Raw genomic sequence first — 14,585 nt, forward strand, 5'->3', positions numbered from 1 at the left:
GCGCCGATGACCATCTTGATCGACAAGGATCAAGGTATCTTGAGCCCGGCCCTCGTGCCGGCGCTGGGTGACGCGCGCGGCGAGGCCCGCGAGATCAAGATCGGGCTGATCAACAACATGCCGGATCCTGCACTGAAAGCGACCGAGCGACAGTTCATGAAGCTGTTGCAAACCGCCGCCGGCGAACGCCGCATCCGCTTCCAGTGTTTTTCGCTACCTTCGGTCAAGCGCTCGCCGGAAGCGCGCTGGCATGTCGAGAGCGAGTATTCCGATCTCTCCGATCTGAAGCGGCAAAGATTCGACGGATTGATCGTGACCGGCGCCGAGCCGGTCGCACCCGATCTCGACCAGGAGCCCTACTGGCACGATCTCACCGACATCATCGACTGGGCGAGGACCAACACGCGCTCGACGATCTGGTCTTGCCTTGCCGCGCACGCAGCGGTGCTGCATCTCGACCGGATCGCGCGGCGACCTCTCGCCGTCAAATGCCACGGCGTTTTCGATTGCGAGACGATCGGCCGCGATCCGCTCACGCACGCCGCTCCGTCGTCTCTCAAAGTCTCGCATTCGCGGCTGAACGAGGTCGCAGAGGCCGATCTCGTCGACCATGGCTATCAGGTGCTGACACGCTCGGCCAAGGCCGGCGTCGACGTTTTCGCCCGGCAATATGCCAGCCGTTTCGTGTTCTTCCAGGGCCATCCGGAGTATGACGCGCTGTCGCTGCAGCGCGAATATCTGCGCGATATCGGCCGTTTCCTCGCGCGCGAGCGCGACATCTATCCGGCGTTGCCCATGAGCTATTTTGACGCGCCGACCGAGGAGAGGCTCATCCGCTTCGAAAAGCGCGCCAGGCATCAGCGTCATCCGGCAATGGCGAGCGAACTACCCGCGCTGAATTTGCGCAGCGATATCGCCGCAGGCAGCGCTGCAGCCGTGCTTTTCCGGAACTGGCTCGATTTTCTCGCCGAAGATGCAGTCGCGACGCTGTCTCTGCGCTAGAGGGACGAGCGAGTTCCCCGTTAGGATTAACGAACCGTAAAGCTTGCGTCGGGCCGAGGACGGATGGTTCATTGCTACGGCCCCATTTGGAAATACAGGGAAACAACCCGGTGTGGTCGGCCATCAATGGACGCGTAAGCAATCGGCTGGCCCGGCATTTCGCGGTCTCGCCGCACCGGCTGTCGGCGCATGCGCCGATGGTCAGCTTCACCTTCGATGATGCTCCCGACAGCGCCGCGAGCCATGGCGCGCCCATGCTGGAGGAGTATGGCGGCCGCGCCACGTTCTATTTGGCCGGCAGCCAGATCGGGCAGTGGTCCGGTCACTGGCTCGGGCTGTCTAACGACGCCATCCTGCGGCTTCACGGTCGCGGTCATGAGATCGCCTGCCACACATTCTCACACCGCCGCGCGGCGGACCTCGACGAAGCCACGCTGGCGCGCGAGATCGAGCAGAACCGCAACTATTTTCACGCGCTCGACCCGACGATCAAGCTCGAGAATTTCGCCTATCCGTATGGTCTCGCCTCGATCTGGCGCAAGGCGCAACTCAGCAAGAGCTTCCGCTCCGCACGCGGCATCCTGCCCGGCGTCAATCGCGATGTCATCGACCTGCAACTGCTGCGCTCCACGCCTTTGATCGACAAGGACATCGATGCCGGCGGAATCGATCGCTATTTCGACGAGACGGCTGCGAGCGGCGGCTGGCTGATCTTCTATGGCCACGACGTCGTCAACCAGCCGAGCCCCTATGGCTGCTCGCCGTCGCTATTGCACCACGCATTGGAAGCGGCACAGAAGCGCGACGTTCCGATCGTGACGGTCGCCGAAGCCCTGCGACGAATCGGGGCCTAGACGGTTCTCTTCCCTTCTCCCCTTGCGGGAGAAGGTGGCATAGGCGGCCTCCGGCCGCCGTTCTTAAGAACGCCGAAGCGAAGCTTCGGCTATGGCGCCGGATGAGGGGTTTCTCTCCGCGCGAAATAATTGCTTGCGAGTACGTGGAGAGAGACCCCTCACCCGTCTCGCCGCTGAGCGGCAAGCCACCCTCTCCCGCAAGGGGAGAGGGGAAGGGCACCGCCCGTGTCGAGCAAATACCCTTGCCACCGCGGCCGCGCCATGCGACTGCCGTTAACCGAATCTCACGGCCCGGTCCGACGCGTCCATGTCCGCCCCCTCCACCGCCTCGCAACCAGCGCCGACCGACGGCCGCGACGCGTTGTCGGTGTTGCACTCGGTCTTCGGCCTCTCCGGGTTCCGTGGCGCGCAAGGCGAGATTATCAGGCATGTGACGGCGGGCGGCAATTGCCTGGTGCTGATGCCGACCGGTGGCGGCAAATCACTGTGCTACCAGCTGCCTTCGCTGCTGCGCGAGGGTTGCGGCATCGTGGTGTCGCCCCTGATCGCGCTGATGCGCGACCAGGTTGCAGGCCTGATCGAATCCGGCGTCAACGCTGCCGCGCTGAACTCCTCGCTGACGCCGCAAGAGGCCTCCGAGGTGGAGCGGCGGCTGATCGCAGGCGATCTCGACCTGCTCTATGTCGCGCCTGAGCGACTGGTCACGCCGCGCTGCCTGTCAATGCTGGCGCAGGCCCGGGTCGCCGTGTTTGCAATCGACGAGGCGCACTGCGTCTCGCAATGGGGTCATGATTTTCGTCCTGAGTATGTTGCGCTATCGGTCATCGCAGAGCGTTTTCCCGACGTACCGCGGATCGCGCTCACTGCCACCGCCGACGAGCTGACACGCAAGGAAATCGTCGAGCGGCTGCAACTCTCAGGCGCGCCGCAATTCGTTTCCAGCTTCGACCGGCCAAACATCCGGTACGAGATCGTCGATAAGCGCAATTCGGTGGCGCAGTTGAAGGAGTTCATCCGGGAGCGCCATGCCGGCGACGCCGGCATCGTCTATTGCCTGTCGCGCAATCGGGTCGAGGAGGTCGCTGCCGCCTTGAGCGATGCCGGCATCCCGGCGCTGCCCTATCATGCCGGGCTCGACGGCGGTGTGCGCTCGCGCAACCAGGATCGTTTCCTTAGCGAGGACGGCATCGTCATCGTCGCGACCGTCGCCTTCGGCATGGGCATCGACAAGCCCGACGTGCGCTTCGTCGCGCATCTCGACCTGCCCAAGAGCATCGAGGCCTACTACCAAGAGACGGGGCGCGCCGGCCGCGACGGCAATCCGTCCGCCGCGTGGATGGCCTACGGCCTCTCCGACATCGTGCAGCAGCGTCGCATGATCGACGAGTCCGGCGCCTCGGACGCGTTCAAGCGGGCGTCGATCGGCAAGCTCGACGCCCTCGTTGGGCTTGCCGAGACCGCGCATTGCCGGCGCAGGCGGCTGCTCGCCTATTTCGGCGAGACGGTCACGGCTGAGAATTGCGGCAACTGCGACAACTGCCTGACACCGCCGCAGATGCGCAACGGCAAGGTGCTGGCGCAGAAGCTTTTGTCCTGCGTCTACCGCACCGGACAGCGCTTCGGCGCCATGCACCTGATCGACGTTCTGGTGGGACGGCTGACCGAGAAGGTGACGCAGTTCGGCCACGACAAGCTGTCGGTGTTCGGCATCGGCCGCGAGCTCAACGAGAAGCAGTGGCGCACGGTGCTTAGGCAATTGGTGGCGATGGGACACCTGCAGAGCGACAGCGAGGCTTTTGGCGCGCTGAAGCTGACGGAGTCCTCGCGCGACGTCTTGCGTGGCGAGACGGAAGTCTGGCTGCGCGAGGAAGCGCCTGGCACACGCCTTCGCGCCAGCCGCGCAAAATCGCGCCGCGGCGATCTTGCACCCGCCGCCAGCACTCCACAGGGCGACGTTGATCCCGAATTGCGCGCACGTCTGCGCGCCTGGCGCTCCGAGATCGCCCGCGAGCGCGGGGTGCCCGCCTATGTCGTGTTGCACGATGCAACGATCGACGGCATCGTGCGCGCCTGGCCGACGACGCTGGATGAGCTACGCAACGTGCCCGGCATCGGCGACAAGAAGCTCGAGCATTACGGCGAGGAGCTGCTGCGGCTGGTCAGGACGCGGTAGGGTGCACGACAATATCTTCGCTGTCATCCCGGACAAGCGCAGCGCCGGACAGCGTGGAGCGCTGTCCCGTAGCGGAGCGACCCATACCGCGTGATTCGTCTTGAGGCAGGCGGGACGACGTTCTTCGCCAAACCACTGCCTGTGGTTATGGGTCCCGGGCTGGCGACTTCGTCGCGCCCCGGGACGACAGTCTTGGTGGGGCCGCCTCAGCCGTTCCGGAACGCGTAGGCGTAGCCGTTGAGCGCGGGCGCGCCGCCGAGGTGGGCGTAGAGAATCTTGGCGCCCTTCTCGAAATAGCCCTTCTTGGTGAGGTCGATCAGGCCCTGCATCGACTTGCCCTCGTAGACGGGGTCGGTGATCATGCCTTCGAGACGCGCGGTGAGGCGGATGGCTTCCTTGGTCTCTTCCGACGGCACGCCATAGGTCGGATAGGCGTAATCCTCGACCAGCACGACGTCGTCTTCGACGAGCTCCTTGCCGAGCTCGACGAGTTTAGCCGTGTTCTGCGCGATCGAAAGAACCTGTGCCTTGGTCTGCGCCGGCGTGAAGGAGGCGTCGATACCGATCACTTTTCGCGCGCGGCCGTCCGCGGCGAATCCAACCAACATGCCCGCATGGGTCGAGCCGGTGACGGTGCAGACGACGATGTAGTCGAACTTGAAGCCGAGGTCCTGCTCCTGCTTGCGCACCTCTTCAGCGAAGCCGACATAGCCGAGGCCGCCATATTTGTGCACGGAGGCACCGGCCGGAATCGCGTAAGGCTTGCCGCCCGCGGCCTTCACTTCATCGATCGCCTGCTCCCAGCTCTTGCGGATGCCGATGTCAAAACCGTCCTCGACGAGACGCACGTCGGCGCCCATCACGCGCGACAGCAGGATGTTGCCGACGCGGTCGTACACGGCGTCCTCGTGCGGCACCCAGGCTTCCTGCACCAGGCGGCACTTCATGCCGATCTTGGCCGCAACAGCGGCCACCATGCGGGTATGGTTGGACTGCACGCCGCCGATCGACACCAGCGTGTCGGCATTCGAGGCAATCGCGTCGGGAATGATGTATTCGAGCTTGCGCAGCTTGTTGCCGCCATAGGCAAGACCGGAATTGCAGTCCTCGCGCTTGGCATAGATCTCGACATTGCCGCCGAGATGTTTTGACAGCCGCTCCAGTTTCTCGATGGGGGTCGGCCCGAAGGTCAGTGGATAGCGCTCGAATTTTTCCAGCTTCATGCGAAATCATCCCAATCTGGCGTTGAACTCAAGGGAGGAACTATCACCCCTCGAATGAAATGTGCTCTCGAATATTGCGCAACAATCTCGCAGAATATTGCACTGCGAACGTCATATGCTATTCTTTCTCTCATAATACATTGCAAAAACGGAATAATCTTCCATGTCCGGAAGGCTCGATCGCACCGACCTTAAGATATTGCGGTTGCTACAGAATAACGGCCGGCTCAGTAATGCGGAGCTAGCCGAAACGGTCGCCATCAGCCCTGCCACCTGTCATCGCCGCACCCAGCGCCTGTTCGAGGAGGGCTTTATCGCCTCGGTGCGCGCGATGGTCGCGCCGAAGAAGGTGGCCAAGGGCACGCTGGTGATGGTCGGCGTCGTGCTCGACCGCTCGACGCCGGAAAGCTTTGCGCTCTTCGAGCAGGCGGTGGCGAAGCTGAAATGCGTGCTCGACTGCCACCTCGTCGCCGGCGACTTCGATTATTTTTTGAAGATCCGGGTCGGCGACATGGAGGATTTCAACCGCATCCACGCCGAGCAGCTCATCGCGCTGCCGGGGGCACGCCAGACCCGCACCTTCTTCGTGATGAAGGAGGTCGTCGACAACGCGCCGCTGGAGTTCTAGAGCACCATCCGGAGCGCGATGAGATCCTCATCTCATCGCGTTTCGAGCGGCGAGGCCAGTCACGAGACCTGTTCGGCGACGCGCTCCGCCGCAGCCACGCCGCGCTCGCTGTCCTCGGGCCGCATCGCGATCACCGAGATCAGACCGAGGCCGACGCCGATCATGACATAGAAGATCGGCGCGAGCGGGGAGCCCGTGAGCGCGATCAGCCAGGTCACGAAGAACTGGGCGAAGCCGCCGAAGATCAGCACCGCGATATTGTTGACGATCGCAAGCGCCGTCGAACGGACGCGGATCGGGAACAGCTCGACCAGCGTGGTGCAGTAGACGCCGAGGAAGAACGCGCTGAAGAATCCGATCACGACCTGGGCGACCAGGAGCTTCGCGATCGACGGCTCGGAGATCACCCAGGCATAGAGCGGATAGAGCGAGATGAAATAGCCGGTGAGCGAGGCGAGAAGCAGCGGCTTGCGCGGATAGCGGTCGGAGACGGCGCCGGCAACGGGGACGACGACCACCATGACGATCGCCGCGATCATCTGCACCAGAAAACTCTGCATCAACGGCAGCTTCAGCACCTCCTTGGCATAGGTAACGGTGTAGCCGAACGTGACGTAGAACGAGACCGCGCTCGCGACCACCATGCCCATGCCGATCAGGAAATTGCGACCAGGATGTTTCAGCGCGGCGATGAAGCGCTCCTTGTGCACGGTTGCCATGTTGCGCTGGGAAGCTTCGGGCTCGACCACCTTGGCGCGCATGTAGAGCAGGATCGGAACGATCACGAGGCCGACGAAGAACGGAATGCGCCAGGCGCCGGCCGCAAGCTGCTCCTGGGTGAAGGTGAGCGTGAGGATGGCACCGAGCACCGCGCCCAGCACGTTCGCCATGAGCTGGCCTGCGATCTGCCAGGAGCCGTAGAATCCGGTACGGCCGGCAGGCGCCGCCTCGATCAGATAGGCGGTCGAGGTGCCGAACTCACCCCCGACGGAAAAACCCTGGAGCAGCCGCGCCAGCAGCACGATCAGCGGCGCGGCGATGCCGGCCGTCGCATAGGTTGGCGTCAACGCGAGTAGCGCGACCGAGAGCGCCATGATTCCCATGCCGAGCGTCATCGCCGCCTTCCGCCCCTTGCGGTCGCCGAAATAGCCGAGCACGAGACCGCCGACCGGCCGCATGAAGAAGCCGGTGCCGAACAGCGCGGTGGTGAGCAGCAGCGCGTTGATCTCGCTGCCCGGGACTTTCGGGTCGACCGGGAAGAACAGGTTCTTGATGACCGGCGTCATCAGCGCGAACACCGTGAAGTCGTACCACTCCATCGCGTTTCCGGCGATCGCCGCCACGATGGCTTTTCTGTTCGTCTGCATCTCGCGCTTGCCTGTCCGGTTGCTGGGTTACTCGGCGGGTTGATGGGTGGCGTCGGCGTCGATCCATTCGTCGCCAAGGATCTCGGCCGTGGCGAACGCCTTGAAATTGGCGAAGTGAATCTCGCGATCCTCGACGAAGAGGCGACGAACGATGCCGCGTGCGAGCCGGTCGGCGCCTTCGCTGATCGCGGGGATATCGCCGGAGAGCTTGCCGTGGCTGAGCGTTGCCGGATAGTTGAAGCCGTAGAGCCGCGACAGCATCGGACAGGCGCCGGCCACCCTCTCCTGAAACTGGAAGATGTCGCCGAGGTCGGGCGAGCCTTCCAGCTCGGCATTGTCCATGCCTGCAGGCGTCGGGAAACGATCGCGCCAGAACCGGATATGCGGCGCGAATTCCCTAAGCTCGGGCCGCAACGCCAGGTCGACCTTGAAGCCGGTGCCGAAGATGATGAAGTCGGTCTCATAGCGACCCTTCGGCGTCGTCACGACGAGATGATCGCCTTCGACGACGAGATCGTCGATCGGGCTTGCGAGATGGAAATGCGCATGGGGGTACGCCGAGACGCGCAGCACGCTCTGGCGCGGTGGCGGCGTCTGCGCTTTCATAGTGTGATCGAGGAAGCGCCATTTCCACTCGTCAGCGAGGCCGGCAAAGCCGTGCACGACGCCCTGGCTGCCGATGCCCGTGAATTTGTTGATGCGCGGAATGTCCGCGCGCCGAATGAAGAGGTCGAGCCGCGCAGCGCCGGTCTCCAGCGCCACCGCCGCATTGTCCATCGCCGATGCGCCGGCCCCGACCACGGCAACGCGCTTGCCGCCGAGCTTCTCGAAGTCGATCGCATCGGACGAATGCGCCCAGAACCGCCGGTCGATGCTGTTCACGAGCGGCGGCACGTAGGCGCTGCCAAGGCCGTCGCGTCCCGTCGCCAGCACGACATGGCGCGCCAGGATTCTTTGCGACGCGCCGCGCTCGCTGACATCGAGCTCGAACAGCTCGTCGGCACGCGCGTGGATGCGCTCGACCGTCACCTCGTTGCGGACCGGCAGGTTGAGCACCTTGCGATACCAGACGAGATAATCCATCCACATCGTGCGCGGCGCGCGGTCGAGCGCCTTCCAGGCGTCGCGGCCATATTGCGCTTCGTAGAATGCGCGGAATGTCAGCGCCGGCATGCCCATCGCAGGACCGGTCAATTCCTTCGGCGAGCGTAGCGTACGCATCCGCGCGAAGGTGACCCATGGCCCCTCTTCGCCCGCGCGCGCACGGTCGAGCACGAGGTGGTTGTCGACGCCGAGCCGCTTCAGCATGGCCGATGCGACGAGGCCGGCCATGCCGGCGCCGACGATCACGACGTCGACCACGGCCTCGCCATCCACCACGCGACGCGGCACCCAGGATTTGGCCGGCAGTTCCAGCCAGGACAGATCCTGCTTGAGTCGCTCTTCGAGCGCCGCGAGGCCGGCCGCGTTTGGCGTCATCGTCGTCATGAACTGGCTTTCTCGAATGCGTCGACCACCTCATCGGGCTCGAGGCTTGCGGCCGCGCCGTTGTGCAGCTTGGCGCCGGGCATCAGCGCCACCGCCGCGCGCAGCGCGTCGTTGAGGGAGGCAACGGTGGGCGTCAACTCGCGCCCGGTTGGCGAGAGTGCAGCGAACAGGAAAGGAATAGAGACATCGAGACGCCTGACGACAACGCCTTCCACCGGAAGGCTCGACGTCAGCACCGGCTCGACGATGGCGACGCCGAGCGACTGCTTGGCCATCGCGATCGCGGTCATCGAGGAATTGGTGTCGATGATCTCCGCGGGTGTCACGCCCTCGCGCTCCAGCGCTTCGTCCACCCGGCGGCGCAGCCGGTAGGGATTGGCCATCGTCAGAAGACGGCCGCCGCTGAGATCCTTCAGCCGGATCGCCTTCTTCTTCGCGAGCGGATGATCCATCGCGACGCAAGCGACACACGGCACCTCACAGACCCAGTGCACGTCGAGGCCGGGATGCTGGACCGGCAGGCTGGCGAGCCCGAAATCCACCGATTGCGACAGCACCGATTGCACGACGTTCTCGGCCGAGAGCGCCTGCACATGCACCTGGCCGGGCAAGAGTCCGCGCTCCAGCGCGGCCAGCGCAGCCGGGACGAAGCCCGCGGCGAGCGCCGGGATTGCGGCGAGGCTCAGCACCGGAAGCGCACCGGCGCCGATCGCGTTGGCGCGCTGACGGATGTGCTTCAGGCCCATCAAGAGCCGCTCGACCTCGGCATGAAACAGCACGCCCTTCGCCGTCGGGCTGATGCGCGGACCATTGCGGGTGAACAGAAGATAGCCGACATCGGCCTCGAGGTCCTGGATCTGCCGCGTCACGACGGACTGCGAGCGGCCGAGCAGCCGAGCCGCGCCGGTGATGCTGCCGGCCGACATCACCGCGGCGAAGGCCTCCAAGAGCCGAATGTCGATAATTTCATTGTTCATGGATGGGCTGCTTGCATTATTCAAATACAGCATGAACAATATTTCTTGATGCGCAAGTCGAATTATGAGAGATTTTTGCCATGCCAAAGGAGCCCGTTCCTTTTCGCCATCAAGATCCGGCTGGACCGGCCTACAGGCGCGGCTGGGCGGACGAGGCCGTGGCGGCGATCGAGGCCGACCAGTGCCGTTCGGCGGATACGCACCTGATCCGCCTGATCGTGCCGGCGCTCGCCGGCATCGACATCTATCTCAAGGATGAATCGACTCATCCGACCGGCAGCCTGAAGCATCGCCTGGCGCGGTCGCTGTTCCTCTATGCACTCTGCAACGGCCACATCCGCGAAGGCACGCCTGTGGTCGAGGCGTCGTCGGGATCGACGGCGGTCTCGGAAGCCTATTTCGCGCAGATGATCGGCGTACCCTTCTACGCGGTGATGCCGCGCACCACCTCGGCAGAAAAGATCGCCGCGATCGAGCATTATGGCGGCAACTGCCATCTGATCGACGACGGCCGCGCGCTTTATGCCGAGGCCGCCGCGCTCGCCACCCGGCTGAACGGCCACTACATGGACCAGTTCACCTTTGCCGAACGCGCCACCGACTGGCGCGGCAACAACAACATCGCCGAGTCGATCTTCACCCAGCTCAAGGGCGAGCCGCGCCCGGTGCCGGACTGGATCGTGATGGGTGCCGGCACCGGCGGCACCTCGGCGACCATCGGGCGCTATTTGCGTTATCGGCAATATCCGACGCGACTTTGCGTCGCCGACGTCGAGCATTCCGCCTTCTTCGACTGCTTCCGCACCCAGGACCGCACGCAAGTTTGCGAGCGGCCCTCGCTGATCGAAGGCGTCGGCCGTCCGCGCTGCGAGCCCTCCTTCGTGCCCGGCGTGGTCGACCGCATGATGAAGATCCCGGACGCCGCGACGATCGCGGCGATGAATCTTCTGACCCGCCGGCTGCGCCGCGCGGTCGGCGGCTCCACCGGCACCAACTTCCTGGCGCTGTGCCGGCTCGCTGGCGAGATGCGCAACGCGGGCGAGACTGGATCGCTGGTGACGCTGATCTGCGACTCCGGCGAGCGCTACCGCCAGACTTATTACGAGCCGCAATGGCTGGCCGCACGCGGGCTCGATCCCGCGCCCTATGAAACCGAGTTGTCGGCGTTCCTGGAGACGGGAAAGCCGCTCGGCTTTGCGGTCGCGGATGTGGCAAACCCGCAGAGCTCGCGAGGTGGCGCGTGACGCTGATCGAGACGATGGCCGGCGTGCCCGAGGGGTCACGGCTTGGCCAGGCACTGAGAGCGCGCGCCGAGATTTTGCGCCTGAGCGAAGCCGCCCATGACGCGGTGCTGGTGCCGCGAGAGCCGGGCGGACTGAGCCACGGCCTGCGCGCGGCGCTCGCGGCGCGCATGTGCCGGCATGTCGGCGATGCCGCGCTGACCGCACACTACGAATCCTATCTCGCGCACTCGCATGATCTGGATGTCGCCGCCCTCGCCGAGCCCGGCGGCACTTGCGGCAATGCGCTGAACGACGCCATGGCGCGCCACGCCGACCTCCTCACGGTCTCCCCGCGCGAGGCGACGCGACAGGACGTCGAGACGCTGAAGGCCGCCGGGGTCAGCGAGGCCGACATCGTGCGGCTGTCGGAGCTGGCCGCTTTCGTGAACTATCAGTTGCGGGTCGTTGCCGGCCTGAAACTTCTCAAGGCAGTCGAGGCCCGATGAGCGAGGTCGTTCACACCTTCACCGCCACGATCCCGACCTGGTCGCCCTACGTCACCCCGGTTGAGCTCGCCTCCGCAACGCCGGAGCAGCTCGCGGCGATGAAGGTCACGCCGTCGAACAAGGGCGTGTCGCCTTACGTGCTGACGCTGGCGCATGATCCGGAATCGCTCGAGGTCCGCTCGCCGCTGTTCAACATGATCATGTACGGCAAGGACGGCTTGTCCTCTGCCGAGCGCGAGCTCGGCGCGCTCAGCGCCTCCATCGTCAACCGCTGCATCTATTGCGCGGCCGTCCATGCCTCGCGCTTCATCGGCCTCACGGGGCAGAACGATGTCGTCGAGGAGATCTTTGCCGACGAGCGCGACGCCACGCTGGAGGCGCGACAGCAGGCTCTGTTCGATTTCGCCACGAAGTTATCGACGACGCCGATCGAGGCCACGACGGAGGACGCGCAGCGCCTGGCAGACGCCGGTCTCAGCGAGCTCGAGCAACTCGACCTCGTGCTGTCGGCCGCGATCTTCGGCTGGGCCAACCGGCTGATGCACACGCTGGGCGAACCGCGAGCGTGATGCCGAACGTAGGTGGCTCGAACTTAGTCCTCCCAAGTCCGGATGTGGAGCGACGGCGCCAGAAAATCGGTCCAAAGGAGATAACCGCCCAGCAAGGCCAAGGAGCCGCCAAAGAAGAGAAGGCGGAAGTAGATCGCTTCGCGCAATAACAGCTCAACATCCGCGACGGCCTGCGACTCCTGCCAAGACATAGCACGGTTGTGGCGGCGTCTCCATGCCACCAGGATCGCGACGCGCATGTCACGGCAACTTCACTTGCCTTGCGCCGCTACCCGGGCAACGTTCGCCACTCCCTGAACGAGGAGAGCTGCCATGCGCCTTCCCATTCTCGATCCGAAAGAGCTGACCGCCGAGCAGAAGCCGCTGTATGACGACATGCGAGCGGGCATCAAGGATCATTTCAAGGGCTTTGTGAACATGCGCGAGGACGGCGCGCTGCTCGGCCCGTGGAATCCGTGGCTCCGCGAACCGCGTTTCGGCAAGCCGGTGTGGGATCTGGTCAAGGCGATCGCATCGAATCCGCTGCTGCCGGCGCCGGTGCGCGAGGTCGCGATCCTCGTCACCGGCTCGCATTTCCGCTCCGGCTACGAGCTCTATGCCCATGTGCTGGTCGCCGAGCAGCGCGGCCTGTCGGATGAGAAGCTTGCGACCATCGTCGCCGGCCAGCGGCCGGTCGACCTGACCAAGCAGGAGGCCGTCGCCTACGACATGGCATCCGCGCTGGTCAGCGGCGGCGTGCTCCCCGAGCTGACCTGGCGCGCGGCGGTGAAGGAGTTCGGCGAGCACGGGGCGGCCGAATTGTCCTATCTCGTCGGCATCTATTGCATGGTCTCGGTTACGCTGAACACGTTCGACGTGCCGGTGCCGGACTAGAAGCGGCTTCCGCGATTACTCCGCCGCCTTGCTTGCGGGCGGCGGGGGCGACCAGGCAATGCAGCGATTGCGGCCTTCCGCCTTGGCCTGGTAGAGCGCGTGATCGGCCGCGCTCATCAACGCATCGGTGCCGGACATGCTGACGCTGGCCTCGGCGATGCCGATGCTCACGGTGACGCCGAACTGGATCTTATGGGCGGCGATAAGCGAGCTCATCACGCGCTTCCGGATGCGCTCGGCGACCGTTCGCGCGCGGGACAGGCTGGTTTCGGGCAGGAGAACCGCAAACTCCTCGCCGCCAAGGCGGCCGATGATATCTGACTTGCGCTTGCCATCGAGGCACGCGGCAGCGACCGTCTTGATCGCGGCATCGCCGACCGCATGGCCGTAGCGATCGTTGACCGACTTGAAGTGATCGATGTCGAGCATCAAGACCGATACCGAGCGATAGTAGCGCTGGAAACGGCTCCATTCAGCATCGAGGCTTTCCAGGAAATGGCGCCGGTTGAAAAGGCCGGTGAGCGGATCGGTGGTGGCCAGCGTCTCCAGCATCTTGGCCTTCTGCGTGAGGTCGGAGATGTCGACATAGGTCAGCATGCGGCCGCCATTCGACATCGTCGTGCAATGAGCGCGAATGCGTCTGCCATCTGGCGTCTGAAGGTCGCGCACGTGATCGCCGGCCTTGACCTCTTCGACACGTTTGGCCGGAAATTTCGCGAGCTCGCCTGGGAGAAGATCCGGCGCGCTGGCACGATGCACGCGCCGCACCAGCGACGCGTAGGCCGGCCGGCTTGCCGCTTCCTCCTCGCTGACCTCCCAGAACCGCCGCATCCGCCGGTTCATGAAGCTCGCGTTCAGGTCGGAATCGAGCAGAAGCACGCCGTCCTGGACGTTCTCCAGCGCGTCCCGCAGCAGCTTGAGCTCGTCGGAGGCGCGCACGATGTCAGTGACGGGCGTGTAGGTCAGCATCCGCCCGCCGTCAGGCAGAGGGGTGCACTGGACGCGCATGACATCACCGTTTGTTCGGCGCAGATCGACCGGCGTCGGGTCTCCCGCCTCAATCTGGCGAACGCGCCTTGCAACGAGCGCATCGAGGTCGGCGGCCGGCACTTCGTAAGCGCCGGTATCCCGTCCATGATAGAGCAACGTGAGGATAGAGGGATTGCTGTCGGCGACCTCCTCGGGCAACCGCCACATCTGGCGGAATGACCGATTGATCAGGCGCGCCCTGAGCTGCGGGTCGAGCAGCACGATGCCGGTCGGCACGTGATCGAGCGCGGCGCGCAGCGCCAGCATCTGGCTGCGCATCAAGGCATCGCCGCGTCGCGCCGAGGGCTCCTCGCTTCTCGTCTCGCCTGCGGCCCTGCCGAGCGCGACACCGATCTCGCGATCGGAACGCCAGACCACGCGGCACGCCAGCAACTCGTCGTCGGCAAGCTTCAACTGGAATTGGTCGGGTACGCCAAGGCCGGTCTCGAATTGGAGCGTGGCGCCTTCCTCCGACATGCGGCGCACCACGCAATCGAGCGACGATTGCCCAAAGTTGAAGATAATCTTCCCGGCCAGAAACGTTCGTTCCGGCGTCAAGCGGGGCATCACGACCTCCCAGACGAAACCGGTTTTCAGTCTGCCGCAATGCTCCTTGCGGCGGGATAACGCAGCTGGCGATTCAACAGGGAAGGCTAACGATCTGTTGATCGGA

Annotated in this window: 14 protein-coding genes; 8 read left to right on the forward strand and 6 right to left on the reverse strand. The window is 64.6% G+C overall.

Annotation, left to right across the window (positions count from 1 at the left end; all coding sequences use genetic code 11):
- The first annotated feature begins 6 nt into the window (after nt 1-6).
- The 3 genes from metA (at nt 7) to recQ (ending at nt 4,029) form a co-directional block, all read left to right on the forward strand.
- Nucleotides 7-1,002, forward strand: a complete 996-nt coding sequence (metA, locus tag ACV1FX_RS22580) for a homoserine O-succinyltransferase MetA (RefSeq protein ID WP_473119764.1) — start codon at nt 7-9, stop codon at nt 1,000-1,002.
- A 110-nt stretch (nt 1,003-1,112) separates the two neighbouring features.
- The gene (locus ACV1FX_RS22585; RefSeq protein ID WP_473119765.1) at nt 1,113-1,856 is read left to right on the forward strand and encodes a polysaccharide deacetylase family protein; all 744 of its coding nucleotides are present in this window, start codon (nt 1,113-1,115) and stop codon (nt 1,854-1,856) included.
- 307 nt (nt 1,857-2,163) lie between these two features.
- Nucleotides 2,164-4,029, forward strand: coding sequence for a DNA helicase RecQ (gene recQ / locus ACV1FX_RS22590; protein WP_473119766.1), 1,866 nt, complete (start codon nt 2,164-2,166; stop codon nt 4,027-4,029).
- A gap of 206 nt (nt 4,030-4,235) precedes the next feature.
- On the opposite strand, the gene ACV1FX_RS22595 is transcribed toward recQ, so the two are convergent.
- The gene (locus tag ACV1FX_RS22595; protein ID WP_473119767.1) at nt 4,236-5,252 is read right to left on the reverse strand and encodes a 1-aminocyclopropane-1-carboxylate deaminase; all 1,017 of its coding nucleotides are present in this window, start codon (nt 5,250-5,252) and stop codon (nt 4,236-4,238) included.
- A 163-nt stretch (nt 5,253-5,415) separates the two neighbouring features.
- Between ACV1FX_RS22595 and ACV1FX_RS22600 the strand changes: the two genes are divergently transcribed.
- A complete protein-coding gene (locus tag ACV1FX_RS22600) occupies nt 5,416-5,880 on the forward strand; it encodes an Lrp/AsnC family transcriptional regulator (RefSeq protein ID WP_473119768.1) in 465 nt (154 codons plus the stop codon).
- Nucleotides 5,881-5,939: 59 nt separating this feature from the next.
- On the opposite strand, the gene ACV1FX_RS22605 is transcribed toward ACV1FX_RS22600, so the two are convergent.
- Genes ACV1FX_RS22605 through ACV1FX_RS22615 form a run of 3 tightly spaced genes read right to left on the reverse strand, consistent with a single transcriptional unit; the run spans nt 5,940 to nt 9,712 of the window.
- Nucleotides 5,940-7,247, reverse strand: coding sequence for a citrate-proton symporter (locus ACV1FX_RS22605; protein ID WP_473119769.1), 1,308 nt, complete (start codon nt 7,245-7,247; stop codon nt 5,940-5,942).
- A gap of 27 nt (nt 7,248-7,274) precedes the next feature.
- Nucleotides 7,275-8,735, reverse strand: coding sequence for an NAD(P)-binding domain-containing protein (locus tag ACV1FX_RS22610; RefSeq protein WP_473119770.1), 1,461 nt, complete (start codon nt 8,733-8,735; stop codon nt 7,275-7,277).
- Nucleotides 8,732-9,712 carry a LysR family transcriptional regulator gene (locus tag ACV1FX_RS22615; protein WP_473119771.1) on the reverse strand — a complete coding sequence of 327 codons (981 nt, stop codon included), beginning with the start codon at nt 9,710-9,712 and terminating at the stop codon, nt 8,732-8,734. Before ACV1FX_RS22615 ends, ACV1FX_RS22610 begins: the two co-directional genes overlap by 4 nt.
- An 80-nt stretch (nt 9,713-9,792) precedes the next feature.
- Here ACV1FX_RS22615 and ACV1FX_RS22620 point away from each other — a divergent pair, with 80 nt between their 5' ends.
- The 3 genes from ACV1FX_RS22620 to ACV1FX_RS22630 are packed head-to-tail and all read left to right on the forward strand — an operon-like array spanning nt 9,793 to nt 12,010.
- Nucleotides 9,793-10,956, forward strand: coding sequence for a PLP-dependent cysteine synthase family protein (locus ACV1FX_RS22620; RefSeq protein ID WP_473119772.1), 1,164 nt, complete (start codon nt 9,793-9,795; stop codon nt 10,954-10,956).
- Nucleotides 10,953-11,441, forward strand: a complete 489-nt coding sequence (locus ACV1FX_RS22625; protein ID WP_473119773.1) for a CMD domain-containing protein — start codon at nt 10,953-10,955, stop codon at nt 11,439-11,441. Before ACV1FX_RS22620 ends, ACV1FX_RS22625 begins: the two co-directional genes overlap by 4 nt.
- Nucleotides 11,438-12,010, forward strand: a complete 573-nt coding sequence (locus ACV1FX_RS22630; RefSeq protein ID WP_473119774.1) for a peroxidase-related enzyme — start codon at nt 11,438-11,440, stop codon at nt 12,008-12,010. Before ACV1FX_RS22625 ends, ACV1FX_RS22630 begins: the two co-directional genes overlap by 4 nt.
- Before the next feature lie 23 nt (nt 12,011-12,033).
- Here the strand turns inward: ACV1FX_RS22630 and ACV1FX_RS22635 are convergent, their stop codons facing one another.
- A complete protein-coding gene (locus ACV1FX_RS22635) occupies nt 12,034-12,249 on the reverse strand; it encodes a hypothetical protein (protein ID WP_473119775.1) in 216 nt (71 codons plus the stop codon).
- Nucleotides 12,250-12,322: 73 nt separating this feature from the next.
- On the opposite strand from ACV1FX_RS22635, the gene ACV1FX_RS22640 reads away from it, so the two are divergent.
- Complete coding sequence (locus ACV1FX_RS22640) at nt 12,323-12,883, forward strand: carboxymuconolactone decarboxylase family protein (RefSeq protein WP_473119776.1); 561 nt, start codon at nt 12,323-12,325, stop codon at nt 12,881-12,883.
- Between the two features lie 15 nt (nt 12,884-12,898).
- On the opposite strand, the gene ACV1FX_RS22645 is transcribed toward ACV1FX_RS22640, so the two are convergent.
- Nucleotides 12,899-14,479, reverse strand: a complete 1,581-nt coding sequence (locus ACV1FX_RS22645) for a GGDEF domain-containing protein (protein WP_473119777.1) — start codon at nt 14,477-14,479, stop codon at nt 12,899-12,901.
- Between the last annotated feature and the right edge of the window lie 106 nt (nt 14,480-14,585).

It is taken from the genome of Bradyrhizobium ingae, from assembly GCF_055791185.1.

Coding starts and splice junctions, on each gene's coding strand:
- metA (WP_473119764.1), top strand. CDS start 7: ATGACCATCTTGATCGACAAGGATCAAGGTATCTTGAGCCCGGCCCTC.
- recQ (WP_473119766.1), top strand. CDS start 2,164: ATGTCCGCCCCCTCCACCGCCTCGCAACCAGCGCCGACCGACGGCCGC.
- ACV1FX_RS22595 (WP_473119767.1), bottom strand. CDS start 5,252: ATGAAGCTGGAAAAATTCGAGCGCTATCCACTGACCTTCGGGCCGACC.
- ACV1FX_RS22600 (WP_473119768.1), top strand. CDS start 5,416: ATGTCCGGAAGGCTCGATCGCACCGACCTTAAGATATTGCGGTTGCTA.
- ACV1FX_RS22605 (WP_473119769.1), bottom strand. CDS start 7,247: ATGCAGACGAACAGAAAAGCCATCGTGGCGGCGATCGCCGGAAACGCG.
- ACV1FX_RS22610 (WP_473119770.1), bottom strand. CDS start 8,735: ATGACGACGATGACGCCAAACGCGGCCGGCCTCGCGGCGCTCGAAGAG.
- ACV1FX_RS22615 (WP_473119771.1), bottom strand. CDS start 9,712: ATGAACAATGAAATTATCGACATTCGGCTCTTGGAGGCCTTCGCCGCG.
- ACV1FX_RS22620 (WP_473119772.1), top strand. CDS start 9,793: ATGCCAAAGGAGCCCGTTCCTTTTCGCCATCAAGATCCGGCTGGACCG.
- ACV1FX_RS22630 (WP_473119774.1), top strand. CDS start 11,438: ATGAGCGAGGTCGTTCACACCTTCACCGCCACGATCCCGACCTGGTCG.
- ACV1FX_RS22635 (WP_473119775.1), bottom strand. CDS start 12,249: ATGCGCGTCGCGATCCTGGTGGCATGGAGACGCCGCCACAACCGTGCT.
- ACV1FX_RS22640 (WP_473119776.1), top strand. CDS start 12,323: ATGCGCCTTCCCATTCTCGATCCGAAAGAGCTGACCGCCGAGCAGAAG.
- ACV1FX_RS22645 (WP_473119777.1), bottom strand. CDS start 14,479: ATGCCCCGCTTGACGCCGGAACGAACGTTTCTGGCCGGGAAGATTATC.